24 protein-coding genes are annotated in these 25,884 nt (G+C 32.2%); 9 read left to right on the forward strand and 15 right to left on the reverse strand.

Annotated features, from left to right (window positions below):
- Window positions 1–13: 13 nt before the first annotated feature.
- Entirely contained in the window at window positions 14–604 is a 591-nt protein-coding gene (locus EI427_RS02845) for a hypothetical protein (RefSeq protein WP_170178378.1), read from the forward strand.
- 31 nt (window positions 605–635) lie between these two features.
- Here EI427_RS02845 and EI427_RS02850 read toward each other — a convergent pair whose 3' ends face one another.
- The 3 genes from EI427_RS02850 to EI427_RS02860 all read right to left on the reverse strand — a co-directional run bounded on the left by EI427_RS02850 (window position 636) and on the right by EI427_RS02860 (window position 4,734).
- Window positions 636–2,519 (reverse strand): M23 family metallopeptidase, encoded by a 1,884-nt coding sequence (locus EI427_RS02850; RefSeq protein ID WP_126611411.1) that lies wholly within the window; start codon window positions 2,517–2,519, stop codon window positions 636–638.
- A gap of 91 nt (window positions 2,520–2,610) precedes the next feature.
- On the reverse strand, window positions 2,611–3,435 hold the full coding sequence (locus tag EI427_RS02855; RefSeq protein WP_126611413.1) for an energy transducer TonB: 825 nt from the start codon (window positions 3,433–3,435) through the stop codon (window positions 2,611–2,613).
- 222 nt (window positions 3,436–3,657) lie between these two features.
- On the reverse strand, window positions 3,658–4,734 hold the full coding sequence (locus EI427_RS02860; RefSeq protein ID WP_126611415.1) for an aminotransferase class V-fold PLP-dependent enzyme: 1,077 nt from the start codon (window positions 4,732–4,734) through the stop codon (window positions 3,658–3,660).
- 113 nt (window positions 4,735–4,847) lie between these two features.
- Here EI427_RS02860 and EI427_RS02865 point away from each other — a divergent pair, with 113 nt between their 5' ends.
- The 8 genes from EI427_RS02865 to EI427_RS02900 all read left to right on the forward strand — a co-directional run bounded on the left by EI427_RS02865 (window position 4,848) and on the right by EI427_RS02900 (window position 14,115).
- Window positions 4,848–5,654: a queuosine precursor transporter gene (locus EI427_RS02865; protein WP_126611417.1), complete on the forward strand. Its 807-nt coding sequence runs from the start codon at window positions 4,848–4,850 to the stop codon at window positions 5,652–5,654.
- A gap of 36 nt (window positions 5,655–5,690) precedes the next feature.
- Window positions 5,691–6,035 carry a hypothetical protein gene (locus EI427_RS02870; protein WP_126611419.1) on the forward strand — a complete coding sequence of 115 codons (345 nt, stop codon included), beginning with the start codon at window positions 5,691–5,693 and terminating at the stop codon, window positions 6,033–6,035.
- 134 nt (window positions 6,036–6,169) lie between these two features.
- Entirely contained in the window at window positions 6,170–7,252 is a 1,083-nt protein-coding gene (locus EI427_RS02875) for a pseudouridine synthase (protein ID WP_126611421.1), read from the forward strand.
- Between the two features lie 155 nt (window positions 7,253–7,407).
- On the forward strand, window positions 7,408–8,748 hold the full coding sequence (locus EI427_RS02880; RefSeq protein ID WP_126611423.1) for an NAD(P)/FAD-dependent oxidoreductase: 1,341 nt from the start codon (window positions 7,408–7,410) through the stop codon (window positions 8,746–8,748).
- A 139-nt stretch (window positions 8,749–8,887) separates the two neighbouring features.
- Entirely contained in the window at window positions 8,888–11,683 is a 2,796-nt protein-coding gene (locus EI427_RS02885; protein ID WP_240655344.1) for a phosphoenolpyruvate carboxylase, read from the forward strand.
- Window positions 11,684–11,839: 156 nt separating this feature from the next.
- A complete protein-coding gene (locus EI427_RS02890) occupies window positions 11,840–12,637 on the forward strand; it encodes a transporter (protein WP_126611425.1) in 798 nt (265 codons plus the stop codon).
- Window positions 12,638–12,640: 3 nt separating this feature from the next.
- Window positions 12,641–13,366: a DNA alkylation repair protein gene (locus EI427_RS02895; RefSeq protein ID WP_126611427.1), complete on the forward strand. Its 726-nt coding sequence runs from the start codon at window positions 12,641–12,643 to the stop codon at window positions 13,364–13,366.
- Window positions 13,367–13,446: 80 nt separating this feature from the next.
- On the forward strand, window positions 13,447–14,115 hold the full coding sequence (locus tag EI427_RS02900; protein WP_126611429.1) for an energy transducer TonB: 669 nt from the start codon (window positions 13,447–13,449) through the stop codon (window positions 14,113–14,115).
- Here EI427_RS02900 and EI427_RS02905 read toward each other — a convergent pair.
- From EI427_RS02905 to EI427_RS02960, 12 genes are all read right to left on the reverse strand, one after another.
- Window positions 14,112–15,212, reverse strand: coding sequence for a BamA/TamA family outer membrane protein (locus EI427_RS02905; protein WP_170178379.1), 1,101 nt, complete (start codon window positions 15,210–15,212; stop codon window positions 14,112–14,114). The two genes, EI427_RS02900 and EI427_RS02905, sit on opposite strands and share 4 nt — an antisense overlap.
- 31 nt (window positions 15,213–15,243) lie before the next feature.
- Window positions 15,244–15,813: a DNA-3-methyladenine glycosylase I gene (locus EI427_RS02910; protein WP_126611433.1), complete on the reverse strand. Its 570-nt coding sequence runs from the start codon at window positions 15,811–15,813 to the stop codon at window positions 15,244–15,246.
- Between the two features lie 72 nt (window positions 15,814–15,885).
- Window positions 15,886–17,487, reverse strand: coding sequence for a ribonuclease Y (gene rny / locus EI427_RS02915; RefSeq protein ID WP_126611435.1), 1,602 nt, complete (start codon window positions 17,485–17,487; stop codon window positions 15,886–15,888).
- An 84-nt stretch (window positions 17,488–17,571) separates the two neighbouring features.
- Window positions 17,572–17,865: a cell division protein ZapA gene (locus EI427_RS02920; RefSeq protein WP_126611437.1), complete on the reverse strand. Its 294-nt coding sequence runs from the start codon at window positions 17,863–17,865 to the stop codon at window positions 17,572–17,574.
- A gap of 175 nt (window positions 17,866–18,040) precedes the next feature.
- Window positions 18,041–18,565 (reverse strand): coiled-coil domain-containing protein, encoded by a 525-nt coding sequence (locus tag EI427_RS02925; protein ID WP_126611439.1) that lies wholly within the window; start codon window positions 18,563–18,565, stop codon window positions 18,041–18,043.
- A 101-nt stretch (window positions 18,566–18,666) separates the two neighbouring features.
- Complete coding sequence (pheT, locus tag EI427_RS02930) at window positions 18,667–21,096, reverse strand: phenylalanine--tRNA ligase subunit beta (protein ID WP_126611441.1); 2,430 nt, start codon at window positions 21,094–21,096, stop codon at window positions 18,667–18,669.
- A gap of 159 nt (window positions 21,097–21,255) precedes the next feature.
- On the reverse strand, window positions 21,256–22,314 hold the full coding sequence (locus EI427_RS02935; RefSeq protein ID WP_170178380.1) for a GAF domain-containing protein: 1,059 nt from the start codon (window positions 22,312–22,314) through the stop codon (window positions 21,256–21,258).
- A 31-nt stretch (window positions 22,315–22,345) separates the two neighbouring features.
- Window positions 22,346–22,927, reverse strand: coding sequence for a methyltransferase domain-containing protein (locus tag EI427_RS02940; RefSeq protein WP_126611445.1), 582 nt, complete (start codon window positions 22,925–22,927; stop codon window positions 22,346–22,348).
- Between the two features lie 71 nt (window positions 22,928–22,998).
- A complete protein-coding gene (locus tag EI427_RS02945) occupies window positions 22,999–23,601 on the reverse strand; it encodes a glutathione peroxidase (RefSeq protein ID WP_126611448.1) in 603 nt (200 codons plus the stop codon).
- A 71-nt stretch (window positions 23,602–23,672) separates the two neighbouring features.
- Window positions 23,673–24,092 (reverse strand): STAS/SEC14 domain-containing protein, encoded by a 420-nt coding sequence (locus EI427_RS02950; protein ID WP_126611450.1) that lies wholly within the window; start codon window positions 24,090–24,092, stop codon window positions 23,673–23,675.
- Between the two features lie 12 nt (window positions 24,093–24,104).
- Complete coding sequence (locus EI427_RS02955; protein ID WP_126611453.1) at window positions 24,105–25,082, reverse strand: M28 family peptidase; 978 nt, start codon at window positions 25,080–25,082, stop codon at window positions 24,105–24,107.
- A gap of 25 nt (window positions 25,083–25,107) precedes the next feature.
- On the reverse strand, window positions 25,108–25,845 hold the full coding sequence (locus EI427_RS02960; protein ID WP_126611455.1) for a hypothetical protein: 738 nt from the start codon (window positions 25,843–25,845) through the stop codon (window positions 25,108–25,110).
- Between the last annotated feature and the right edge of the window lie 39 nt (window positions 25,846–25,884).

Genomic DNA, 25,884 nt, shown 5'->3' on the forward strand with positions numbered 1-25,884 from the left:
AATGGTAATCTGGATGTCAGTCCTTTTTATGATTGGAGCATCTTTATTTATGGGTGCATCAATTGGTTTTTTATTACCTAATCCTAATTCTTCTCAACTTAATATTACTTATTTTGTTGGTTCGATCCCCTTTACATCAGCAGCTTTTTTACAACTTTTAGATGCGAGTAATCAGAAAGGGCAATCTTGGCAATTATTGGTTTATCGTCCTCAAAATACAGGTTATAAAGCGGCATTAAGTCAGTGGTTAGGTACAATTCTCTTCAATTTAAATACATTCGATGCTACATTTAATCTTACTTGGCAACAGTCAGATTTTTTAGTGTGGACACCAAATATGATAGGGTCGATCTTTTTTATGATCTCAGCGATCTATTTATTGAAAGACATCAATTTTGCATTCGATAGTAAAAACAATGAATTCAATAGTGTGTGGGTTAATTTCTTAGGTTGCTTAACTTTTTTATTATCTGCATTTACTTCTATCTATTTACCCACAGCTTTTCCTATATGGGTAGTTGATTTTGCATTAATCAATACCTTACTTGGTGCTTTTTGCTTTTTCTTAGCAAGTGCTTTAACCTTAACAAGATTACCGAAGTAGATTCTGATTTACATTTTAAATAGAGGATTTTCTATCTTATAACTTTAGAATACTCACTGATGTTACCAGCTCGGTCTTCAATTATCATTTTAAAATCCCCCTTCAAGCGGTCAGATTTATGCAGTAATCGAGTCTGAATAAAATCCTTTTTTGCATCATATTCCAATAATATAAATTGACCATTTAATGTTGCAGAGTATTTTGAAATTCCAGATTCATCGTCTTCAATAGTAAAGCGTAATTGATTAGATTTCCATTGTTTTAATGGTGTTATAATAGGTGGGGTAACTTCTTGATGTACTTCAAAAGTACCTAATATTTTTGTTTTAAAGCTGATGGCATTGCCTTCCCATGTTCCTCCTATAAATTCTAAATCTCCATCTTTATCTCTTCTATACATAAAGTGATGAGGAGAAATTAATTTACTATCTTTTACTTTATAATTGATGTAAACAGGAGCATGTAAAGGAGTGTAGTAATTTTCTATATGGAGTAATTGTGGGGTCTCTTCAGCTTGTAAGTACAATGTATCAAAGAGTGTATGTTCTTTAAAATGAAAAGTTGCTATAGGATCGAAATAAGTAAATTCTACTCCCGATGGAATTACATGTTTAAGATTGGTAGATAAAGTATCTGAAGTAGTAGTACAAACCTCTGGTAAACCATTTCTTAAATCCCATAAATAGATGTTGTGTTTTCCTATTCTGTACGCAGGTTTTACTTGTTGATCTAATAATGGAATTCCATATTTCAAGAATTTAAAGTCAGCGAATTCATTACTTTTTCCTTCTAGAGAAACAAATAGAATATTTTCATCAATTTGTAAATTAGTAGTAGCGTTCTTTGCTAAAGGAGAGATGCTTTTCCCTATAATTTTGAATGTAGTAATTGATTTATTGTCAAAACTATCCCACAATTCAATTAGAATATTTTTAGACTTTCCTTCTGGTACAGATAAAAACCCATTGAGTGTACTATCAGGGTAAATTGAAAGGTGGTTACTATTGTAAAAATACAACCTTTGATACCTTTTTCTATGATCTAAAAAATAATGGTAGTCTGTAAATGTGTTGATATTAGCAGACATATCAAAAGGTATTCTATCTATAAAATGTTCGTAGATAAGAGAATCATTTGCATAGACTTTTATGGTATTAATACCATACTTATTGTATGTCCCATCTGCTCTATCGTAAGTGTCTACTTCAATACCTACTTGTCCTTCTGCATAAAATGGGGTATTTATAGTGTATCTCCCTTTTTTACCAACTGTGGTTTTATTTATTGTTTTATATTCTCCTTGTACTCTACTATTTATAGAAAGAGGTTTTAAACGAATACTTCTTACAGTAGGAGGTAGGTTATCTATAACTTCTGAAAAGCCAAAATCAATAGGATTTAGAGGTCGTTCTTCTATATCTCTAATTTCAAAATGAAGATGTGGAGCAGATGAAGACCCCGTATTGCCAGAGTAAGCTATAACCTCACCTTTTTCAATTTTAAACTGATCTTTGGGAAGGTTTTCTAAATTAATTTCAAAAGATTTATTTTCATATTGCTGCCCAAGAATATATGCTTCTAAAGTAGGTTTAAACTTTTGTAAGTGGGCATAAACAGACGTCTGTCCGTTGGGGTGCATAATGTAAATACAACGTCCATAACCTGATGTCGATACTTTTAATCTGATAATATAACCACTAGCAGCAGCATAAACAGGTAAACCTTCAACACCATTAGTTTTAATATCTAAGCCTCCATGAAAATGTGTTGTACGTAATTCTCCCATAGATCCTGCAAAATAATTTCTTTTACCAGGTTGGATAGGAAACAAATAATCTTCTTCTACATCGTAATGATTTTGTGAAAACCCTAATGAAGAAATGCATACAAATAAAATGATGCTTAGTAAACGCATTTGAAAGCTTAGTTAAAAAGGACGGAATTATTAGAAATAAAAAAACCGATGCCTTTTATTGACATCGGTCTTTTTATATATAAAGTATAGATTAACCCAATTTGAATGAAATTGGTAATACCATTCTTTGTTTTACTGGACGACCACGTTGTTTACCAGGCTTCCATTTAGGAGCTTTCTGTAAAACTTTGATCGCAGCTTCGTCACAACCAGCACCAATACCACGAACAACTTTTACGTCTGTAAGTGTACCGTCTTTGTCTACAACGAATTGAACGTATACTTTACCTTCAACACCCATACGTTTTGCTTGTGATGGATATTTCATGTTTTTACCTACCCACTTGTAGAATTTACCCATACCACCTGGGAAACCTGCAGGATCTTCCACTATCTCGAAAATTTCATCGACAGCTTCTTCAACTTCCTCTTCAACTTCAGGAGCTTCTTCGATTACAGTTTCTTCATCAAATTCCTCAGGAATTTCGATTTCGATCTCATCTTCGATTTCTTCTTCATCCGGAACCTCTACAATAACTGGAGCAGTTACTTTTGGAGGGGGAGGTGGTTGTTGTTGAGTGATTGGAACTTCAACCATTTCCTCTTCATTAAAATCAATTGAACCTAAGTCCATTAATGTTTGATCTTCATAAGTAGGGAATTCTAATGCTACTAATACAAATAACAATGAGAATGAAAGTCCAATTAAACTGAATAATGTAGAATATTTTGAAACGTCTACATCGTTATACTTTTTTACAAGAATACTAGATTCTTGTCCTTTTTTCTTTCCAGCAATAATATCAACTCCTGTTTTGTTTATCACAAAACGGAAAAGCTGTACCAATGCTAGGAAAGTGACTACAAATAGGAATGATACCCATCCTGCGCCTAAATCTCCTAAGATACTTACCATCTAAATACGAATTTAATGCTGCGAATAATCCAAATCATATTTTATTCTGCGCCCGAAATTACAACTAGATTTGTTCTAATACAAAAAACAAATTGTAAAGAACGGTTAAAATAATTGTATAGAAATAAATCTTACGAACACAATCAAACACTAAAATAAATATAGTGCCTGTCATTAAGTGCAAATTTAACGGTTTTAACAATAAATTGTATTATTTCTGCTCTAATTCTCTCTCTTTTTATTGAAATCTTCACTTTTTAAGAATATTAACAATTTTTCAAAGTCTGAATCAGAGTGTGCAGGGAAATTAGCAATTCTAAAGGAATTTAACTTCCATTTACCATATCCATTCCCTAAAGTAATTCCTTTTTCTTTTGCTTTCTCTTTAATTATAGGAAGTAATTCAGCTTTACATTTTATACCAATTACGGTTTCGGATTGTACTTTTTTAGTAGGGACAACAAAATCATAACCAAGTAGCTTTAATTGCTTAATTAGGTTTTTCATTCTCTTCCTTATTTTTTCGTGTTCGGCTTTTATTCCCAACTTATTTGATAAAGATTTATAAAGAAGATATATACCTAATGTGTTAGGTGTGTGTGTGGTTTGGAATTTTTGAGTGTTTTGATAAATACTCTTTAAAGAATTATAATGAAAATCATTTTTATCGGCTTGATCAATGGCTTTAGGAGAACAAACCATAACGGCTAACCCTGGAGGTAGTCCAAAACATTTTTGTACTGATGCATACCAAATATCACCAGAAATCCAATCAATAGAAACTCCAGACATAGAGCTTGTTGCATCAATAAACAAAAGAGAATTTGGATACCGGTTTTTAACCTTACGAATAGTTTTCTGATGTACTTTAGTAGTGTTTGATGTTTCACAACTTGTTAAACAAATAACATCTTTTTGTTTTGCTCCACTTCTATCTAATTGATGTAAACTAATACTTCTATGAATTGGGTATGCTAACCCCTCTACAGCATTATTAATTTTAGAATTATAAGAAAACCATTTTTCTCCAAAAGCACCATTATAAATATGTAGGAATGATTTTTTAGAAAAAGATTGTCCTGTTATTTCCCAACATTCAGTGGCACTAGATGTAAAGAAGACTTCATAGTTTGAAGGTATTTCTAACTTTTGTTTGATAACCTTAATACAATCTTTCATTAATTTCATGAAAGAGGGGCTCCTGTGATTACAAGATAGAATACCAGAAGACGCAGCTTCAGATAAATATTTATCTAAATTTTCATCAGTCTTACTTGGTCCTGGATAAAATGATATCATATTCTTAAATTCTTTTTACAATAATAAAACATTACTGTGTATTCTTATTTATATTAACTGAATTGGTATAATATTTAGGTACTTACTCTTAGTAAAAGCAACGAAAATAAGTAATGAAAGAGCAAGATTTCATCAACGAACAAAAGAGACAGACTCTATATGTAGCATTATGTGCTATCTTCCTAACAAATGCCATTGTAGCAGAGCTTATAGGCCCTAAGATATTTTCTTTAGAGACTTTTTTAAGTTTACAGCCAGCTCAAATTTCTCTTTTTGAGGGGTTTACATTAGATTTTAACCTTACTGCAGGTGTGGTAATATGGCCAGTAGTATTTATTACTACAGATATTATAAATGAGTATTTTGGAAAGAGTGGCGTAAAAAAAATATCATTTATAACAGCAGGTTTAATAACCTATGTATTTATTGTAGTTTTATTTGTGACCGATTTGCCTCCTGCTCAATTTTGGTTAGATATAAATGCATTAGATAGTAATGGCAATCCTTTTAATATAGAAGAAGCCTTTGATAAAATATTTACACAAGGATTAGGGATAATAATAGGATCTCTGATAGCCTTCTTAATAGGTCAATTTTTAGATGCACATACTTTCCAATGGTTAAGAAGACTTACAGGAAGTAAGAATATATGGTTAAGAGCAACAGGTTCAACATTAATATCTCAGTTAGTAGATAGTTTTGTGGTATTAGGTGTTGCATTCTATATTTTTGGAAATTGGTCTTTTGATCAAGTAGTTGCTGTAGCTATTATTAACTACATTTATAAGTTTTTTATAGCTTTAGTAATGACACCCTTATTGTATCTTGCACATTTTGGTATTGATAAATACTTAGGTAAGGAATTTGCAGATAAAACAGCAGAAACAGCAGCTCAGACTAATCTGTTTTCAAAAGATTAACTTTGCAAATAGAACTAACCCACTTAACAATTAAAGATGATAGAAAATGTAGATTTTTCAGGTTTGTATGATGTATCAGATGGAGATGAAGAATTTTTAGTATCCGTATTAATGGTTATCGAAAAAAATTTAAAGAGTTATCCTAATGAAATTCAAGAACTATTAGATGCAAACCAACTTATTGATTTAGGTAAGAAAGCACATAAACTTAAATCAAGTATAGCTTATTTAAAACATAAGCTATTAGAAGAGTTATTACTGTTTTTAGAAGAAGGTGAAATACACAATGCCACTGTCCATCAAGAGAAATTAACGCTATTTAAAGAGGTTGTTTCTAATGTTTTAATAGAAGTACAAGCAAAAATTGAAGAATTAGACTAACTCTTTGGTTTTGTTTTCAATATTTTGATGATCTATAACATAAAGTTCACGAACTTTGTACATTAAGTCTCATGTTATATCATGAGATAATTACTGCCGTGTTGGCAGCATGTTGTACTTTCTAATTACATTAGATGAAAAAGCACACTCCGAAAAAAGGTAAAAACTTAAATCCTTTTAAGAAGTTTATCAAAGAGAAACCTAAAAGTGATAGCTTCTCTTCTGAAAGAAGTTCTGGTCCTAAAAAATCTTTTAAAAGAAATGAGGAAAAGGATAAACAGAAGAAAAATCAAAAAATTGTTTCTACTTCTTACAGTCCTCATGATAAGACAAGTAAAAAACCTGTCTACGATATCAAAAAAGTAATTTCAGTAGCTAAGAAATTAAAAGAAGAATCTGAAGAACCTGTTAAAGTAAAATCTTCAGATATCCGTTTAAATAGATATATTTCTAATTCCGGTGTTTGTTCTCGTAGAGAAGCCGATCAATTGATTGCCGATGGTAAAATCAAAATCAATGGTAAGGTTGTAACAGAAATGGGATATAAGGTTCAAACCAGCGATAAAGTTGAACATGGTGGTAAATTGCTAAAAAGAGAACGTTATGTATATGTTCTTCTTAACAAGCCAAAAGGGTTTATTACTACAACTAAAGATCCTCAAGAAAGAAAAACAGTTATGCAATTGGTTAAAAATGCTTGCGAAGAGCGTATTTATCCAGTGGGTAGATTAGATAGAAATACTACAGGTCTTTTATTATTTACGAATGATGGAGAGTTTGCTACAAAAGTGGCTCACCCATCTAGTAATACACAAAAAATCTACCGTGTAGAACTAAATCGTCCTTTTAAAGAGGAAGATGAAGAGAAATTAAGAGATCCTAAGTTTGAACTAGAAGATGGTTCTCCATATATAGATGGGTTATCTGTTAACGATGACAATCGAAAAGAAATTGGAATTGAACTTCACTCTGGTAAAAACAGAATTGTTCGTAGAGTTTTTGAACACTTTGGATATCAAGTAGACGTTTTAGATAGAACAGTATTAGCTGGTTTAACTAAAAAAGATCTTCCAAGAGGAAATTGGAGATATTTAGGTGAAGACGAAATGATTCAGTTGAAATATTTATCTGGAATCGATAAAAAGAAAAAGAAGGATAAAAAAGAAAAGGCTGAGCGAAAAGAAAAAAAGGAAGGCTTTAAAGGCCGTAAGAGATAAACTAAAAAAGGAAATGACGAAAGTTGTTTCCTTTTTTTATTTGATGAAAAGTTATGGATAGTTTACTATGTTAATCTTCTACTAGTTGTTATTTTAGTGTATCTATTTTAATCTTAAATAGATATAAGGTAAATACTAACTATTGATAAATAATCATGGAGAAGCACTTAGATGTACCAGAAACTCAAGTTCCCAGAGTAGTTATTGTTGGCGGTGGGTTTGGAGGGTTAGAACTCGTAAAGCAATTAAAAAAAGCAGATGTACAAACTATATTGCTAGATAGAAATAATTATCACACCTTTCAACCATTATTATATCAAGTAGCCACAGCAGGTTTAGAACCCGATTCTATTTCTTTTCCAATTAGAAAGCTATTCCATGGTTTTAAAAACTTTTTCTTTAGACTAGCAGTGGTCAAAGAAATAGATGCTTCAAAAAATGAAGTAATTACAGATATTGGTAGTTTAAAGTATGATTATCTCGTTGTGGCTTCAGGCTCTCGGACTAATTTTTTCGGGAATGAAAATATAAGATATCACAGTATGCCTTTAAAAACTGTAGTTCAATCTCTTCAGTTTAGAAGTTTCCTATTACAAAATTTTGAGAAAGCACTCCAAACAAATGATTTAAAACTCAGAGAAGCGTACATGACTTTCGTTATTGTAGGTGGTGGTCCAACTGGAGTAGAATTGGCAGGGGCATTATCAGAATTAAAAAGATATGTTCTTCCTGTTGATTATCCAGAGTTAGATGTTCGGAGAATGAATATCCATTTAGTTGATGCTGGAGAAAGGGTATTACAAGCATTATCAGAAAAATCATCTTCAGATGCAGAAAAGTATTTAATCAAATTAGGGGTTCAGCTACATAAACACACTTTAGTTAAAGATTACGATGGTAAAGTAGCACTAACAATAAAAGAGGGAGCTGATGGAGAAATATTTACAAAAAACTTAATATGGTCTGCAGGGGTTGAAGGGAACTCCCCAAAAGGAATTGATATAGACAAAATAACGGAACGAGGAAACAGAATAAAAGTAGACGAATACAATAAAGTAATCGGAACCGAAAATGTTTTTGCAATTGGAGATGTCGCAGCAATGCAACAAGAAGAATACCCTCATGGTCATCCAATGGTTGCACCTGTTGCTATGCAACAAGCCACGTATTTAGGAAAGAACATTAAGAATCTTTTAAAAGGTAAAGACTTAAAAATTTTTAAATATGTAAACAAAGGAAGTATGGCAACCGTTGGTAAGAATAAAGCTGTGGTTGAAGTAGGAAATTTAAAAAGCTCAGGTGCATTTGCATGGTTTATTTGGATGTTTGTACATATAATGTCACTCATTGGAATGCAGAATAAATCTATAGTTTTTGTAAATTGGTTTTGGAATTATCTTAATTATGATAGGTCCAATAGACTAATAATTAATCGTTTTAGTAAGACAGAAAGGAAACAAAAACGTGACGAAGGTAAGGCAGGAATTGTAATTTAAATCATTATTTTCGCTGATTAATATTAATTAATGATGATAAATGTCTACTTTTGTTACGAATTTTTTAACTAATCTTGCAATTCAATCACGTTTTATCATTTATAACAAATTATCTCATATATAATTTTATTTATTAGCAATGTCAAAAGAAACAGTAACACCACTGAGTGCTCTTGAAGTTGTCAAGAAACATTTAGGGAAACCGTATAGAGACCTTGAGTTTTTACTTGAGTGTTTATACGAAGTTTTAATGGAGAATGGTGAAGAGGAAATGGCCAACGCTATTCCTTGGATAAATGAGACAACTCCCGAATTAAAAAAATTCGACGAAAAATATATGCAATTATACTCTATCGTATTTCAGTTATTGAATATGGTAGAAGTAAATGGAGCAGTCCAAGCTCGTAGAACAAAAGAAAACGATAATGGATTAGCTTCAGTTAAAGGTCTTTGGGGTGAACGCCTTCAAAACTTAAAAGATAAAGGATATTCTGAAAAGGATATTGCAGAATTATTGCCACAAGTAATGGTTGAACCTGTATTAACAGCTCACCCTACAGAGGCAAAAAGATCTACAGTATTAGAGCACCATAGAACATTATACTTATTATTAGTACAAAGAGAGAACTCTATGTATACTGGTATTGAGCAGCGTTCTATTAATGCTAAAATTAAATTAATATTAGATACTTTATGGAGAACAGGAGAAATTTTTGTTGAGAAGCCTGACGTAGCATCTGAAAGAAGAAATGCTATTCATTACTTAACAAACGTATTCCCAGAAGTTCTTCCAATCTTAGATCAACGTTTCCAACAAGCTTGGGGAGAAGTTGGTTTTGATAAAGATCTAATCAGAAAAGTTGATAGTCGTCCTCGTGTATCTTTTGGTAACTGGGTAGGTGGTGACCGTGATGGTCATCCATTAGTAACTCACGAAATTACTGACGAAACATTAGGGATTTTAAGATTAAACGCTTTTGTTTTAGTTAGAAGATCTTTATTTAATTTAGTTAAAAAACTTTCAGTTTCTTGTGATATCGAGAATGCTCCAGAAGCATTAAAAGCTCGTATCAAGTCAATGGCTGAAGAATTAGGTGAAAGAGGTCAAGATGCTTTAGACAGAAATGTTGGAGAGGCATTTAGACAATTTGTTAACCTTTGTCTTGCTAAATTACCTGTAGAAGTTAAAAGAGAGCATGCTGTTGAGCTTCAAGAAAGCGAATTCAGATATAGATTCTCTGTTGAGTTAAAATCTGACTTAGAACTTTTACAAGCTACTTTAATTGAGTTTGGTGCTAAAAGATTAGCGTATTCTTATGTAAACGATGCATTAAGAGTATTAGATACTTTTGGATTCCACTTGGCTCGTTTAGATGTACGTCAAAACAGTGACTTCCATGATAAAGCAATCTCTCAATTATTGACGGCAGCGTCATTAGACGGAGAAAGCTTCTTAACATGGTCTGAAGAGAAAAGAGTTGCGTTTATGAATAATGAGTTATTGTCTAACAGACCATTTACTCATCCTTCAGTAAAACTTCCAAACGAAGCAAATGCTGTAATCTCTACGTATAGAGTTTTAGCAAAATATATTAAAAACTACGGTTCATCAGGTATTGGTGCATTGATTATCTCAATGACACGTTCAGTATCAGATTTAGTTGCAGTTTATCTTCTTGCAAGAGAAGCAGGATTAATGGAACAAACACCAGAAGGTTTAGTTTGTAGACTACCTGTAGTGCCATTATTCGAAACTATTGAAGATCTTGAGGTAAGTCCACAAGTAATGCAAAGTTTCTTAGATCACCCAATTACACGTCGTAGCTTAGAATACCAAAAAACATTAAACGGAGACAAACGTTTAACGCAAATGGTAATGGTAGGTTACTCTGATAGTAATAAAGATGGTGGTATCTTAGCTTCTCAATGGTCATTACACCATGCAGAATCAAGATTGGCTGAAGTTGGAGAAAATAGAGATATTGCAATCAACTTCTTCCATGGTAAAGGTGGTACTATTTCTCGTGGTGCTGGTCCTGCTCATTGGTTTATCCAATCTCTACCTCATGGCGGTGTAAACGGAAATATGCGTTTAACTGAACAAGGTGAGACTATTGAGCAGAAATATGCCAATAAAATGAATGCTAGTTATAATATGGAATTGTTACTTGCGGGTACAGTTGCTAATACAACTTCAGACATTTTAGGCTCTAAAGAAAAACACCCAATTGAAGATGTAGTTGCTTGGATGGCACACGAAAGTAGAGATTTCTATGCTTCTTTATTAGAAGATCCTAATTTCATTACTTTCTATGGTGAAGCTACTCCAATTGATGCTATTGAATCTAGTAGAATTGGTTCTCGTCCTGCTCGTAGAACAGGTAGAAGAACGCTTGCAGATTTAAGAGCTATTCCTTGGGTATTTAGCTGGAGTCAAGCACGTTTCAATATGACATCTTGGTATGGTGTAGGTTATACTTTAGAGAAATTATCTAAAGAACGCCCTGCAGATTTTGCTAAGTTGAAAGAATTGATGCAAACTGATCCATTAATCAGATACGTATTTACTAACGTAGATACATCTCTAGAAGCAACAGATGAGTCTGTTATGAAAGAGTATGCTGCAATGGTGAAAGATAAAGACGTTCGTGAAGATATCTTGGAAAAGTTAACTTCTGAACTTGCTAGAACAAGAAAAATGATGGATAGCATCTTGAGAACTTCTTTTGCAGAAAGAAGAAGCAACCATTATTATTCTAGCTTTATCAGAGCTGAAGCATTAAGTCCACTTCATAAGACACAAATTAGATTGTTGAAGAAATGGAGAAAAATGAAAGCTGACGAAAAGTCTACCCCAGAAGAAGTAGAAGCAGTATTATTCCAATTGTTGACGTCAATTAATGCAATTGCATCAGCACTTAGAGCTACTGGTTAATAGCAACTTCTTATTACGGAAGTAATAAGTAAGGTATATATTCAATCCTTGTTCTTTTAATATAAAAGAGCAAGGATTTTTTTGTGTTTATTCTTGATGAAATTCTGAAAGAACGACTAAAATTGTAACTTCTTAATCTTATTAAAAATAACTTATATGAGATTATCTATTTACATCTTAATTACTTTTATATTTTTTAGTACAAACGTAAAAGCTCAGTTCTCTGAAACGATATCAAGTGATAGGCCTGGACAATCTTTTACAGCTACTACTTTAGGGAAAAGTGTTGTTCAAATCCAAACGGGCTATAATTTCTCTAATGAAGATTCTGATTCTACTCCTAAAAAATCACAATTAAGCACTACCTTTTTTAGACTTGGAATTACAGAAACTTTTGATTTTGAAGCATTGGTAAATTACAGGACTATTAGAGGTGATGTTGGTACTAAAGACTCTTTATTTGCTCAAGGTTTAAGTAATTTACAATTAGGATTTAAATACCAACTTTTAGAAAATAATGGTTGGGTTCCTACTCTTGCTTTTCAAGGACGATTAATTACTAAACTAGTAGGTAAAGATTACGAAAGAAAAAATGTTGGAATGGTGTATAATATGGCTTCTTATCATCAATTAAAACCTTGGTTAGGTTTAACTATGAATTATGGTTTAGTTCTTCCCGGAGAAAGTTCTGGTACAGATGATCTTGGTATAGAAGGATATTATCTTCCTGCTACTTTAAATTTTGCATTTGTAGTATCTGATAAAATTGGTGCTTTTGTAGAGATGTATGGTAATCTAAATTACTTTTACCCTAGCTTTGATGCGGGTCTATCTTACTTAATTACAAATAATTTAATGCTTGATGTTTATGGAGGATTCAATAAAACACAAGTTATTGATACTTGGTTTGTGGAAGGTGGACTTTCTTATAGGTTAAATTGGAGGAAAGAATAAGGTATGAATAGAAATAAAGAAAGTGAAGTTTATCAAGAACTTTCTAATTATAGCAATGAAATAAAAAAGGAAAAAGCATATTTATTTTTTAAGGCTTTTGATGGAGGATATGGAGAAGGTGATGAGTTTATGGGAGTATCAGTTCCAAACATAAAAAAAGTAGCCAAAGCCAACTATTTATCGATTCATTATCATGAATTGGAGTTACTTTTAAAAAACGAATTGCATGAAATGAGAATGTGTGCTCTTTTTATGATGATTCATCATTTCGAAAAAAAGAACTCACCCATTTCTCAAGAGAAAATTATAGAACTTTACTTAACGAATTTACATTATGTAAATAATTGGGATTTGGTAGATTGTTCTGCTTACAAACTACTAGGAAGGTATATTTACGAAGAAAAAGCGGAAGAAAGCCTACTTTTTGAATTATCGGAATCCTCTTATCTTTGGAAGGAGAGAGTGAGTGTTGTAGCTACATATTACTTTATTAAAAGAGATAGCTTTACTTTAGCTTTTAGGTTATGTGAACACTTTTTAGAGCACAAACATGACTTAATGAACAAGGCTACTGGTTGGATGTTAAAGGAAATAGGTAAAAGAGACCAATCAGCTGAAGAAATGTTTTTAAGAGCCAATTATAAGCATATGACTAGGACTACTTTACGTTATGCTATTGAAAAATTTGAAGAGCCTCTAAGACAATCTTATTTGAAATCTGAAATTTAATTAGGTTATTACTAATTGAATAACAATAAACATGCAATTGTGTGAGTTATTAATTAAGCAACAATTCAACCATCAATTTAATGAAACTAGCAGTTTACAACATTATATTCTTTCTTCTTTCCCAGCATAGTTATGCTCAGTATTCTCCCGAAGAAACATCGAAAGATTACATTGATTATGCCTACGAATTATTAGAAAAAAAAGAATTTGATAAAGCATTAGTGAAGACTGATGAAATTATTGCATTACTACCTAGATCTACAGCAGAAATTCAATACATAAGGGCGTTGTCTCATCATCATTTAGGGCTTAATTTAATTGCTTTAGATGAAGTTAATACTATGTTTCAATTCACGATGAGAGATGAATTGAAAATGAATGGAGATGAGTTAAAAATGCTTTTGGAACACGAAATAAAAAAAGATGTATCAAAAGGTGAAGAACAAGAATATGTTATGGCAGAAGTGTCTGCAACATATCCAGGTGGTATGGGAGAATTCTTCCATTGGTTTCATTCATCATATACTATGGAAAATACATCAAATGGACAAAAAGGAAAGATTTTTGTGGAATTTGTCGTAAATAAATATGGCAAAATAGGTGATGTGTCAATTTTAAAAGGAATAGATGAAACTGTGGATAAAACAGTAAGTGCCCTTTTATTGAAATCACCAAAGTGGATGGTTGCCCAACAAAACGGCAAACCTGTTGAACAAAAGATCGTCTTGCCTTTTAGTGTCGAATATTAAAAGGCTTCTCCAATAAGAAAGTAAATACCATTATCATCTTTACCCCAAGCAGCATCTATACCTACATTAATATTGTATTGTTTAGATGCTTTATATCTCAATCCAACTCCTCCTGCAGGGAGAAATGGAACATTCTGCCCAGCTGTAAACACAGTACCCATACCATAATAGAAATTTGCTCCCCAGTTTTTATAGAATCTCCATCTTAATTCTGCCTGCACCATATAAATTTGATTCCCTCTAAATTGCCCTTTATTATATCCTCTTAGGTCTTGAAAACGAGTTCCACCAAAACCCATTACATTCTCTTCTACAAAAGGTACATCGCCAAATAAGGTAGCAGCATTAGCTTTAGAGGCTAGTATCATATTTTTTTTAATGGAATAGAAGTAAGAGTATTCTCCATATAAACCAGTAAAGTCGGCGTCAGAACCAATTGCATCAAAATAGCTTAAAGAGTATAAGTTAAGGTACATTCCTTTTGATGTAGAGAAGATATTATCTCTAGAATCATAATCAAAGGTTAAGCCAATTCCAGAAGTGGTAAAATCACCTATATTTCTTAGTTCAAGCAGTTTATTCAGAGCATCATTATCAAATGAAAAATTATTCTTTCCATATGTATAAATAGGTCCAAGAAAGGCATCTTTAAATATTTTAGTAGAGAAACTCGCTTGGATAGATGATGTTCTGGTTGAATACGGAACAACTGTTGAAGGGAGTTGAGGAAGTAATTCGTCGGTGAAAAATTGAAAATTTACATTAGTGGTAAAGAGTAAAATTCTACTTCTAAATTTATCTTGCTTAAAGTAATTTTCTTGTAATAGTGCCAACCACCATGTTTCGTTTTGGAAATACATTCCTTGTACAAATGACATTGATGGTGGAGAAATCGAATCGGCTTTATTCAACTTATAAAAAGCTCCTACATTTGCTCCGCCACCCCATCCAAAGACTTTATTGTTGGCAATATTCGGGATGCCTATAAATTGAAGGTTTTTTTCTTTTTTTGTTGAGTCTTCACGAGTGTTTTGAGCAATTATAGGAGTTGATATAAGGATAGAGAATAAAAGAATGAGCGTTAATAGGTGTTTCATGTTGATTAATAGTAGGGTTATATTTTCTTTTTTATGATAATTCAGCATATCTATAACAATCCATAGTATGATCGTTTATCATTCCAATACCTTGCATATAAGCATAGCAAATAGTGCTTCCAACAAATTTAAAACCTCTTTTTTTAAGATCTTTACTCATTAAGTCACTTTCTGATGAAGTAGCTGGTACTTCGCTGTCTAATTTACGCTTACCTTGGAGTATTTTATAAGCAGTGAATTGCCAAATATATTTATCAAATGAACCAAATTCCTCTTGTATTTTTAAGTAGAGTTGAGCATTGGTAATTATTGAATTTACTTTTAATTTATTCCTGATAATACCTGGGTCACTCAATAATTCTTCTATCTTCTGTTGATTATATTGAGAAACTAAGTTAGCGTCAAAATTTTCGAATACTTTGCTATAGTGAGCCCTTTTCTTTAATACAGTACTCCAACTTAATCCAGCTTGCATTCCCTCTAAACATAACATTTCAAATAACTTTTGATCATCATGTAGAGGAACACCCCATTCATTATCATGGTATTCTTCATCTAAAGGATTACCAACACACCAATTACACCTGTTCTTTTCTGACATTTTTATTTTGAAGATAAAAAAAAAGGTTGACTAATTAAATAGCCAACCTTTATATGTTTTATTAAATCTTGATTACTTCGCAAAGTGAACAGATCTTGTTTCACGGATTACCGTTACTTTAATTTGTCCTGGATATTGCATTTCAGTTTCGATTTTATTTGCAATGTCAAAAGATAATTGACCAGCATCAGTATCAGGAACTTTTTCTGCGTCTACCATTACACGTAACTCTCTACCTGCTTGGATTGCATAGCATTTGTGAACTCCTTTAAAGTCCATCGCTAAGCCCTCAAGCTCTTTAAGACGTTGTATGTAAGATTCCATCATTTCACGTCTAGCACCAGGTCTAGAACCACTGATAGCGTCACATGCTTGAACGATAGGAGAGATTAATGAAGTCATCTCAATTTCATCGTGGTGAGCACCAATAGCATTACAAACTTCTGGAGTTTCTCCATATTTTTGAGCTAGGTTCATACCTAAGATAGCGTGAGGAACTTCAGGTTCTTCTGGCCAAACCTTACCAATATCGTGTAATAAGCCGGCACGTTTAGCAACTTTAGAATTTAATCCAAGTTCAGAAGCTAAAGTACTTGCTAAGTTAGATACCTCTCTAGAGTGTTGTAATAAGTTCTGTCCGTAAGAAGAACGGAATCTCATTCTACCAATTAACTTAATAAGTTCAGGGTGTAAACCATGAATACCTAAGTCAATTACAGTTCTTTCACCGATTTCGATAATTTCGTCCTCAATGTTTTTACGAGTTTTAGAAACAACTTCTTCAATACGAGCAGGGTGGATACGTCCATCTGCTACTAATCTATGTAGTGAAACTCTTGCAATTTCTCTTCTAACAGGGTCAAAACCAGAAATAATGATTGCTTCAGGAGTATCATCTACAATAATTTCTACACCTGTACTAGCTTCAAGAGCTCTAATGTTTCGTCCTTCTCTACCAATAATTTTACCTTTAAGTTCATCACTTTCTAGGTTAAATACTGATACACAATTTTCTATCGCTTGTTCAGCGGCAGTTCTTTGTATAGTTGTAATAACAGTTTTACGAGCTTCCTTAGTTGCTGTCATTTTAGCCTCTTCCATGATATTTTTAATATGCATAGAAGCTTTTGTTTTGGCTTCATCTTTCAACGCTTCAACTAATTGCTCTCTAGCGTCTTCAGCTTTTAAGTTGGCAACTTTTTCTAATTGTTCAACTTGCTTAAGACGTAAATTTTCAGCTTCAGCTTTTGCTTTAAAAGTAAACTCTTTCTGAACAGCAAGTTCTTCAAAACGTTGTTCCATTTCTTGATCTTTCTTTTTGAAAGACTCAACTTGCTTTGCTAATACAGCTTCCTTTTGTTTTTGCTTTGCTTCTTGTTGCTTTAAACGGTTCTCAAATTGCTTTAATTTGTTCTCGTTTACGTTAAGCTGATTTTTTCTTTTTGCAGTTTCAGAATCAAAATCTTGTTTTGCTTTCAAGAATTTTTCTTTTGATTCAATTAACTTTGTTCTCTTTATACTTTCGGCTTCTTTTTCAGCATCCTCTAGTATACTATTAGCTTTATCAATAGCAGATGTTTCCATCCCTTTTAAGACTCTAGCTAATAAAAATCTACCGATTGCTATACCTACTAGTAAGCAGACTACGGCAGCTAAAATTATGTTTGGTTCCATTTGTACGTACAGATGTCTGTGCGTAGTTCAGTGACTACTTGTTGAATAATATATATAGTATTAGGGAACTACAATGATCAACTTTTAATTCTCGTTTAGAATTTCTTCGAGTTGTTTGTTTAATGCTATCACACTATCAGTAGATTCTTTCAGCTCTCTTTCGTCTTTTAAAGAATTTACTACAAAATCAAATGCAGTGATTACAAGTAGGTCCTTAAGATCAGCACCATTAAGGTGTTCTCGCTTAGCGTCTAAAATCTCGTTTAAACGTTCTGCAGCTTTTCGAAGTAAATGTGCTTCAGATGTTGTGGCTTTTAAATTATACGATTTGCCACAAAGATTTAACTGAATACTTTCTTTGCTGGATCTTAATCCCATGTTAATCTCTACAAGTTTTTTGGTTATTCGTCTAATAAAATTAGACCGAAATTATCTTAATGTGAATATATGTATTAAAACGTTTTTTCGAACGATTCAAGTAAAATTCCCTTCTAACAAATAAAAGTAATTTAAAATATGGAATTTTACACTTTTCAACTGAAAAAATGCTGTTCTATTGCTTAGAAAGTCGACCAACTTCTTCATTTAAGAGATCAACCTCTACTTTTAGTTCTTCCTTTTGAGCAATTAGCTCTTTCTTTTCATTTTCAAAATTCTCCAAACTCTTTACATGAGCATGAAGATCTCTAATTTCATTTTTTAATTTTTGAACCTCTTTTATAGATTCTCTTTTTTGCTGATTGAAAATATCAATCGTGTCATCTTTTTCTTCTAGCGTTTTTCTAAGTTGATCAATATCTTGATTTAAAAATTGTATTACACTTTGTTGTCCTTCGGATAACTTCTGTGCTTCATCTCTCTCACTTTGCAGATCAGATTTATCAGTCAATAATTGATTAATCTGTTCATCCCCTTTATTTATGAGTTCTTGCAGTTTGTCACTGTACTCTTGTATCTCAATTTTACTATCTATTTGATCTTCGAAAGCAACCTTTTCGTTTTGTAATTGCTTTAATTTTGATTGAGAATTTTCATACAATGAAGATAGGTTTGAAACTTTTTCAAAAAGTTGTTTCAATTCCTCGTTTAGTGTGGGGATGATAGTGGACATGTTATTCTAATTAAAAAAATAAGTACCACTCATAGGTATAGCTATGAGTGGTATATAAATATCATTGATTATTTACGGATTACAGCTTTCAATTGGTTTTCGAAAGCTTTAATCAGAGATGACATACATTTATCAATAGACTTGTCATTCAATGTTTTGTTTTCATCTTGTAAAATGAAACTTACAGAATAAGATTTCAAGCCGGTAGATAGGTGTTTGCCCTCGTATACATCAAAAACATTGATTTTCTTCAATAATTTTCTTTCTGTTTTCTGAGCAATCTCTTTTATAGAAGCAAATGTAGCTTTGCTATCTAATACAATAGAAAGGTCTCTTCTAACTTCTGGGAACTTAGGGATTTCTTTGAACTTGTAATCAGCATTATACATTTTAACTAATGTACTCCAGTCAATATCAGCATAGAAAACTTCTTGTTTTACGCCTGCTAATTTTGCTGTTTTTGGTGATACCATTCCTACAGTTGCAATTACTTGCTTTCTTGCAGTGTATGTTAATCCATAAGAAATAGTATCGTTAGAGATGTACTCTTGAGATACTCCTTGAATATTTAAACGGTCTAAGATACGTTCCACTAAAGAAGAAATAGTATGGAAGTCTGAAGCAACTGCTTTACGTACCCAAGATTCTTCAGAAGAAGTACCTGAAACGAATACAGCTAAATGTTCATTTTCTTTGTAACCATTCTCTTTGGTATGATACGTCTTACCGAATTCAAAAACTTTGATGTTTTTTTGTTGACGTCTGATGTTATGATTAATAACTTCTAAACCGCTAAATAGCATAGACTGACGCATTACGTCTAGGTCTGCACTTAGTATATTTAAAATCTTTACGTCTTTATCGCTATCAATGTCTGCAACACCTTCAGAATACTTGCTTGATGTTAGTGAATTGGTCATTATTTCATGACAACCACTACCTGCTAACATTTCTGTAACCTTAGTTTGTAAGATGTTTTTATCTTTTTTAGGGAAGTTAGCTAAAAAATCAGCAGATAAAGATTCGCTTAGGTCAACATTATTAAATCCGTAAATTCTAAGAATTTCTTCAATAATATCAGCTTCTCTTTGAACATCTACACGGTAAGGAGGAACAGAAACTTTAATAGCATCTTCTGTTCTTTCTAGAATTGAGATTTCTAACCCTTCTAAAATTGATATTACTTTATCTTGAGGAATGGATTGACCAATTAAACGATCAACGTTTTTGAATTTTACATCAATAACAAAATTCTCAATAGGAGTAGGGTAAAGGTCAACTATTTCAGAAGAAATTTCTCCACCTGCGTATTCCTTAATTAATGTAGCAGCATATTTTAATGCAGTGATACACATGTTAGGGTCACAACCTCTTTCAAAACGGAAAGAAGAATCTGTTTTAATACTGTGTTGTTGAGATGTCTTACGAACAAAGTCTGGGTGGAAATAAGCACTCTCTAAGAAAATACTAGTTGTTTCGTTAGAAACACCAGAATCAAGACCTCCAAATACTCCTGCAATACACATATTTTCAGATGCGTTTGCGATCATTAGGTCATTACCTTTTAATGTGCGTTTTTCTTCGTCTAGAGTAACAAACTCAGTACCTTCTTTAGCAAAGCGAACGTTAATTTCGTTACCTGTTACTTTAGCAAGGTCGAATGCATGAAGAGGTTGTCCTAATTCATGTAAAACATAGTTTGTAATATCTACAACATTATTAATAGGTGCTAATCCAATTGCAGTTAAACGTTGTTTAATCCACTTTGGAGATTCGCCAACTTTAATATTAGAAATGGTAAGTCCAGAATATCTTGGGCAAGCTTCTGTACTCTCTACATTTATATTAACTGGTGCAGAAGTATTATCTACTTTAAAAGTAGCTAACAGGTCTTCTTTTGTAACTTGTTTGATTTCGCGATCAAGTAATACTTTTAAATCACGAGCAGCGCCATAATGAGATGATCCATCTACACGGTTAGGTGTTAGGCCAATCTCTAAGATATAATCATTCTCTAATTTGAAATATTGAGCAGCTGGAGTTCCATTTGCAGCATCAGTATCTAATACCATAATGCCGTCATGAGACTGACCAAGACCAATTTCGTCTTCCGCACAAATCATCCCCATAGAAACTTCTCCACGGATTTTACCTTTTTTGATTTTGAAGCTCTCTGTTGGAGATGGGTATAACTCTGTTCCAATAGTTGCAACAATTACTTTCTGACCTTTGGCAACATTTGGAGCACCACATACAATTTGTACAGGTTCTTCTGTTCCAATATCAACTTTAGTAACTCTTAATTTATCAGCATTGGCGTGTTGTTCACATTCAAGAACTTCACCAATTACAAGTCCTTTTAGTCCGCCTTTTATTTCTTCAACTTCATCAAGACCTTCTACTTCAAGTCCTGAGCTAGTTAATAGTTCGTCAATTTCCTGAGGTGTTTTATCCTCTATATCAATTAGGCCTTTTAGCCAATTTAAGGAGATTTTCATATATCGCTATTTTTGCCAATCGAACAATGCCCGATTCTTTTTATTTGATTCTTATTTAAAAAAAGGGAAGCCTTAATATTTAGGCATATTTTCCCTTGGCAAAAATAATAGGTTATTACAACTTCTTGCAATAACCTATGCTTTGTTTAGAATTAATTTCTAAAGTTGACCCCTTAATTTTTCAATTTCATGGTTTTTTAACTCTATTTCACCCTCAAGTTTAGAAATTTCGTCATCTTTCTGAGCAACGATTGTTTCTAAATCAGAGAATTTAACTTTATGATTTTCGTCTGCAGACCTCATTTTGTCAAATGCTTTCTGTAGAACGGCTTCATTATTTTTAATTTTTGAGTTCGTATTTTCGAGCTCTTTTTGCTTACGGTGCATCTCTTCTTGAGTAGCCTGAAGTTCTTCTACGTTTTGTCGCATTTCCTCTTCTTGAGCTCTCATTTGTTCAGCTTGAATTTGAGAATCTTCTAACAAGACTTTCATTCTTGCTGCATTTCTTGTTGCAGCAATTGTAGATGCAATAGATTCTCCAAGTTTAAGGATAAACTCTCTCTGGAACTCAGGCATTTCTTTAAGTGATGCGAGTTCAATAATACCATAAACCTCTTCATTCATCATCATTGGAGCAATGAATAAATTGGTTGGTTTTGCTTGTCCTAAACCACTAGAAATATTTACATATTGATCAGGGATTTCTTTAAGGTACATAGGTTTCTTTTCAATAAAAACCTGACCTACTAATCCCTCTCTTGGTTTAATTGATCTATTGATGTACTTTTTCCTTTCGTAAGCATATGCTGATATTAATATCAATTCCTTACGGTCTTCTATGTTTTCATCAACAACAAAAAGACCACCTTGAGTAATTCCTAAATAAGAAACTAAATTATTGATAATTTGATCGCAAAGATCTTCTAAGTTATCCTGAGAAGCTCTTAATATATCTACAAATTTAGAAAGTCCTTCAGATACCCACTCTCTTTCATTTTCTATGATTTTGAGTTCCTTTCTTTGGATTCTTAATGCGTTAACTGCTTGTAATAGAGGTTGCCCTTCTACTTCTTCAAAGTTATAACTTTCCTTATCTTCTAAAAGTGCGTTGCAATATTCTAAAGCATTATCTAGACCTGTTTTTAATTGCTGATTTTCTTCTTTCAGTTTAGCGTATTGATCTAGCCAAAGTACTTTAATGCCTATTTGTTTATTCATGCTGTTTGAATTACAAATGCTCTTATTTATATTATTTTTTTTCGAGGATGAAAAATAACTCATTCCCGTCTCTTGGTTGAATACTATTTTTACAACTTTCCATTGTTTTTACAGTAAAATATGGAGAGAAGTACTTTAAATATTCTTCTTTAGACCCTCCAAAAGGTGGGCCACTTTCTGTTAGAGGAAAAATAAACAGTAATCCTGATAGTTTGCCTCCTTCTTTTAACAAACGCTGCATTTGTATAGCATATTGCTTTCTAAGTGAAGGATTCAATGCACAAAAGAAAGTTTGCTCTAAAATTAAATCAAATTTAACTGGTGGGTCAAAACTAAAAAAGTCCTCACAAAGCAATTGATTTGAAGGAATTTCGGGACATCTTTCTTTTAAATTAGATAATGGTTCATCACTAATATCTAAAGCATAAATATTTTTAAATCCTGCATTCCATAGATATTCTATTTCATAAGCATTTCCAGCTCCGGGAATTAATATTTTAATTTCTTTATTATCGAGTTGATCAATATATTCTTTTAATGGAGTGCTTGCTGTTCCAATATCCCATCCTGTGTTTTGGTCTTGGTACTTTTTTGTCCAGAAATTTTTATCCATTGCTGCAGTTAAATTAAAAAACCTCCTTAATTTATAATCAAGGAGGTCTAAAGTGGGTGTAAATAGTAGTGTTATTTAGATATAACTTTAATCACTTCTTCATCAAGTGGTTTAATATTACTGTTAAAGAAATCTTTTAACTCTCCTTTAGCATTGATGTAATATTTACAGAAGTTCCAAGATGGAGCTTCATCATTCCAGCCATTTTCAGAAGGGTCTGTAAGCCATCTATAAAGAGGAGATTGGTCATCACCTTTCTTTACATTTACTTTTTCCATCATTGTAAAAGTAACTCCGTAGTTAAGTTTACAAAATGATGCAATTTCTTCGCTAGAACCTGGCTCTTGTTTTCCAAATTGGTTACATGGAAAGCCTAAAATTACTAACTCCTCACCATATTTTTTATGTAGTTGTTCCAACTGCTCATATTGAGGAGTAAAACCACATTTTGATGCTGTGTTAACAATAAATATTTTTTTACCTTTTAAGGTTTGGAAATCTAATACTGAACCATCCAGTTTTTTCATCTTAAAACCGTAGAATGTCGATTCTCTTTTTCTTAAATCGTCATCAACAGTTGTAGCATCTTTCTGGGGGCTTGTTTTGTGCACTTTTGTACAAGACAATAATGCGATAGTTATAGTGACAAAGGTGTATAATAAAAAATGCTTCATTAGGGTTCGTTTATATAGTAGTTATAGTGTAAATTTTAACAACGTTTAATAAATGTAAATATTAAATATAATTAATCCAAGTTTTTAGAGAGCCAATTTTCAGCTTCTTCAACATTATCAAAATATTGTAATTTAAAGATGTTGTTAGATTTTACATCATCAAGTGCTTGCTCAAATGAGACTTGGGAAAATAAATCAGAAGATACAACCCATGCCATTCTTCGTAAATGAATCTTCTTATGGATTTCTATATTACGTTGATTTATCCATTCCTGAGTGTCTGGGTGTATATTGTAGTATGCTTTTATGGCATCAACAAGAATTAAACTCGGAGTAAGCTCTTCTATCATTTTAAAATATTGGTTTAATTCTTCTCGGTATAGCTTTTCAGATAGATTAATAGGAGTATTCCAAGAAGATTTTACAATCTTGGTAGATTCGTTCCACTCTATGACCTGAAAGTCACTTTTGTATTTTATTAAGTATGACATTTTAATTGTTAATTAATATTGTGTGATCGCATAGTAAGTTCCCCTAATTACTTCTTCCATTTTTTTGTAATCTAAACTTTCAGGAGAATCAGACAGTTGATGATAATTAGGGTTTCTAAAATACGAAGTGTCAGTTACCATGATAGCATTCTGACCAAATTGCCAATAGTTTCTGTGGTCTGAGTTTGCTAGTCCTTTAATACTAGAAGGAGCATTAATAGAATATGTACCTATATCAGCAGATTTTTTCATATCGATTTTAAATTTCATTACAGCAGAATGGTTTTTAAGATTACCAACTAAAGCAATAAAATCGGCAGATTTTGGGTATAAATTATTAAGTGCTTTGACGGGGTAATCTTGAGTACCCTCTTTTTCGTCGAAATATCCAATCATCTCTAAACAAACCATTAGAGTGGTGTGTACATTATTATCAATATTTGTTTTAGCATGCACGTAACTTCCCATATCTTTAGTAGTAAAAAAAGGGCGTTCTTCGTTGGCGTAAGCTACAAGTTCAATGCAATAATTTAATTTTGGCTGCAATAAATTTAATAAACGGGCAATTTCTAAAACACCAGCAATTCCACTAGCATTGTCGTCAGCACCGTGTTGTTCGCCAAAAGCATCGTAATGAGCTCCAACTACAATTCTATCTTTTTTAGGATCTCCATAAAAAGCGATAATATTTTTGTAAGGTTCACCAGATGCTAAAAACTCTTGAATGTGCGTTTTATAACCAAATTTTTCGAAACTACTTTTTATATAATCAACAGCCTCTGCTTGAGCTAATTTGTTGGTGTAATTCCTAAAACCTGTCGTAGAACAAAGTGCTCTAACGTGCTTTTCTAGTTCTTGTGCATTCGCAGGTATAGTATCTGCTATACTTTTCTCGAAATTTGAAGAAACAGGGAGGTAAACCGAATAAATGGCGGTGCCAATTATAATAAAGAGAATAAATAAAAGTATGGTTAGTGTGTAAACTATCATTGTTGATGTTAAGTAGTAAAACGTTTTACAAAGAGTCTTTCTTAACTTGTTCTAAAGCACCAAAATCAATCAATTTGTAATTTAAAAGTATAATATTTTTATCAAGTTCAATTACCTCATTAATACTTGCTTTAGATAGATTTTTAGAGGTTTTAGTTCTAATTTCTAAAATACTACCTTTTTCTATTAGAGGTGTTGGAGTAGAATTAGATTCTTGGATTATCATCCAAAAACCTTTTTTTAATCCATTATTATTAAACTTTTTTTCTTTAGTAATGTCTAATTCAGTTACAACTCCATTATAAGTAGATGTATAACTAATATGTTTTTCTTTTAAGGATTTTTTTTCTTTGGATAACTTCTTCGAAAACTTATATACTTTTTGATCAACTTTAAATTGATCAAAAAACGATAAAGGGCCTGATATGGCATATTGTTCTTTATCTATTGTACAGAAAGTTAATAAGTAATTTTTAGTGAGGTCGAAAACCATTAATTCCGTATCAGAAAGGTCTTTGGATAAAGCAAAATAATCCCCTTCTTTAGGTGAATAAATAACAAAGTTCTCTATACTATCATTACTATGAATATGCGTTATTTTGTAAGCATAATCAAAATGATATTCATCAGGAAAAGAGTTTTTATCTGATATTGTTTCTATATAGTCTGTTAGCCCAGATAAAATTTGGGGAGTGTTCTGAGCAACAATACAAGTAGTACTATTCAATAAAATGAATAGAAATAGGATTGATTTATAATTCAAATTATAAGCGATAAAGTAAAACTGTCTTATTTAGGTATA

The organism is Flammeovirga pectinis, assembly GCF_003970675.1.
Taxonomy (GTDB): Bacteria; Bacteroidota; Bacteroidia; order Cytophagales; family Flammeovirgaceae; genus Flammeovirga; species Flammeovirga pectinis.

Coding starts and splice junctions, on each gene's coding strand:
- EI427_RS02845 (WP_170178378.1), top strand. CDS start 14: ATGTCAGTCCTTTTTATGATTGGAGCATCTTTATTTATGGGTGCATCA.
- EI427_RS02850 (WP_126611411.1), bottom strand. CDS start 2,519: ATGCGTTTACTAAGCATCATTTTATTTGTATGCATTTCTTCATTAGGG.
- EI427_RS02855 (WP_126611413.1), bottom strand. CDS start 3,435: ATGGTAAGTATCTTAGGAGATTTAGGCGCAGGATGGGTATCATTCCTA.
- EI427_RS02860 (WP_126611415.1), bottom strand. CDS start 4,734: ATGATATCATTTTATCCAGGACCAAGTAAGACTGATGAAAATTTAGAT.
- EI427_RS02865 (WP_126611417.1), top strand. CDS start 4,848: ATGAAAGAGCAAGATTTCATCAACGAACAAAAGAGACAGACTCTATAT.
- EI427_RS02870 (WP_126611419.1), top strand. CDS start 5,691: ATGATAGAAAATGTAGATTTTTCAGGTTTGTATGATGTATCAGATGGA.
- EI427_RS02875 (WP_126611421.1), top strand. CDS start 6,170: ATGAAAAAGCACACTCCGAAAAAAGGTAAAAACTTAAATCCTTTTAAG.
- EI427_RS02880 (WP_126611423.1), top strand. CDS start 7,408: ATGGAGAAGCACTTAGATGTACCAGAAACTCAAGTTCCCAGAGTAGTT.
- EI427_RS02885 (WP_240655344.1), top strand. CDS start 8,888: ATGTCAAAAGAAACAGTAACACCACTGAGTGCTCTTGAAGTTGTCAAG.
- EI427_RS02890 (WP_126611425.1), top strand. CDS start 11,840: ATGAGATTATCTATTTACATCTTAATTACTTTTATATTTTTTAGTACA.
- EI427_RS02895 (WP_126611427.1), top strand. CDS start 12,641: ATGAATAGAAATAAAGAAAGTGAAGTTTATCAAGAACTTTCTAATTAT.
- EI427_RS02900 (WP_126611429.1), top strand. CDS start 13,447: ATGAAACTAGCAGTTTACAACATTATATTCTTTCTTCTTTCCCAGCAT.
- EI427_RS02905 (WP_170178379.1), bottom strand. CDS start 15,212: ATGAAACACCTATTAACGCTCATTCTTTTATTCTCTATCCTTATATCA.
- EI427_RS02910 (WP_126611433.1), bottom strand. CDS start 15,813: ATGTCAGAAAAGAACAGGTGTAATTGGTGTGTTGGTAATCCTTTAGAT.
- rny (WP_126611435.1), bottom strand. CDS start 17,487: ATGGAACCAAACATAATTTTAGCTGCCGTAGTCTGCTTACTAGTAGGT.
- EI427_RS02920 (WP_126611437.1), bottom strand. CDS start 17,865: ATGGGATTAAGATCCAGCAAAGAAAGTATTCAGTTAAATCTTTGTGGC.
- pheT (WP_126611441.1), bottom strand. CDS start 21,096: ATGAAAATCTCCTTAAATTGGCTAAAAGGCCTAATTGATATAGAGGAT.
- EI427_RS02935 (WP_170178380.1), bottom strand. CDS start 22,314: ATGAATAAACAAATAGGCATTAAAGTACTTTGGCTAGATCAATACGCT.
- EI427_RS02940 (WP_126611445.1), bottom strand. CDS start 22,927: ATGGATAAAAATTTCTGGACAAAAAAGTACCAAGACCAAAACACAGGA.
- EI427_RS02945 (WP_126611448.1), bottom strand. CDS start 23,601: ATGAAGCATTTTTTATTATACACCTTTGTCACTATAACTATCGCATTA.
- EI427_RS02950 (WP_126611450.1), bottom strand. CDS start 24,092: ATGTCATACTTAATAAAATACAAAAGTGACTTTCAGGTCATAGAGTGG.
- EI427_RS02955 (WP_126611453.1), bottom strand. CDS start 25,082: ATGATAGTTTACACACTAACCATACTTTTATTTATTCTCTTTATTATA.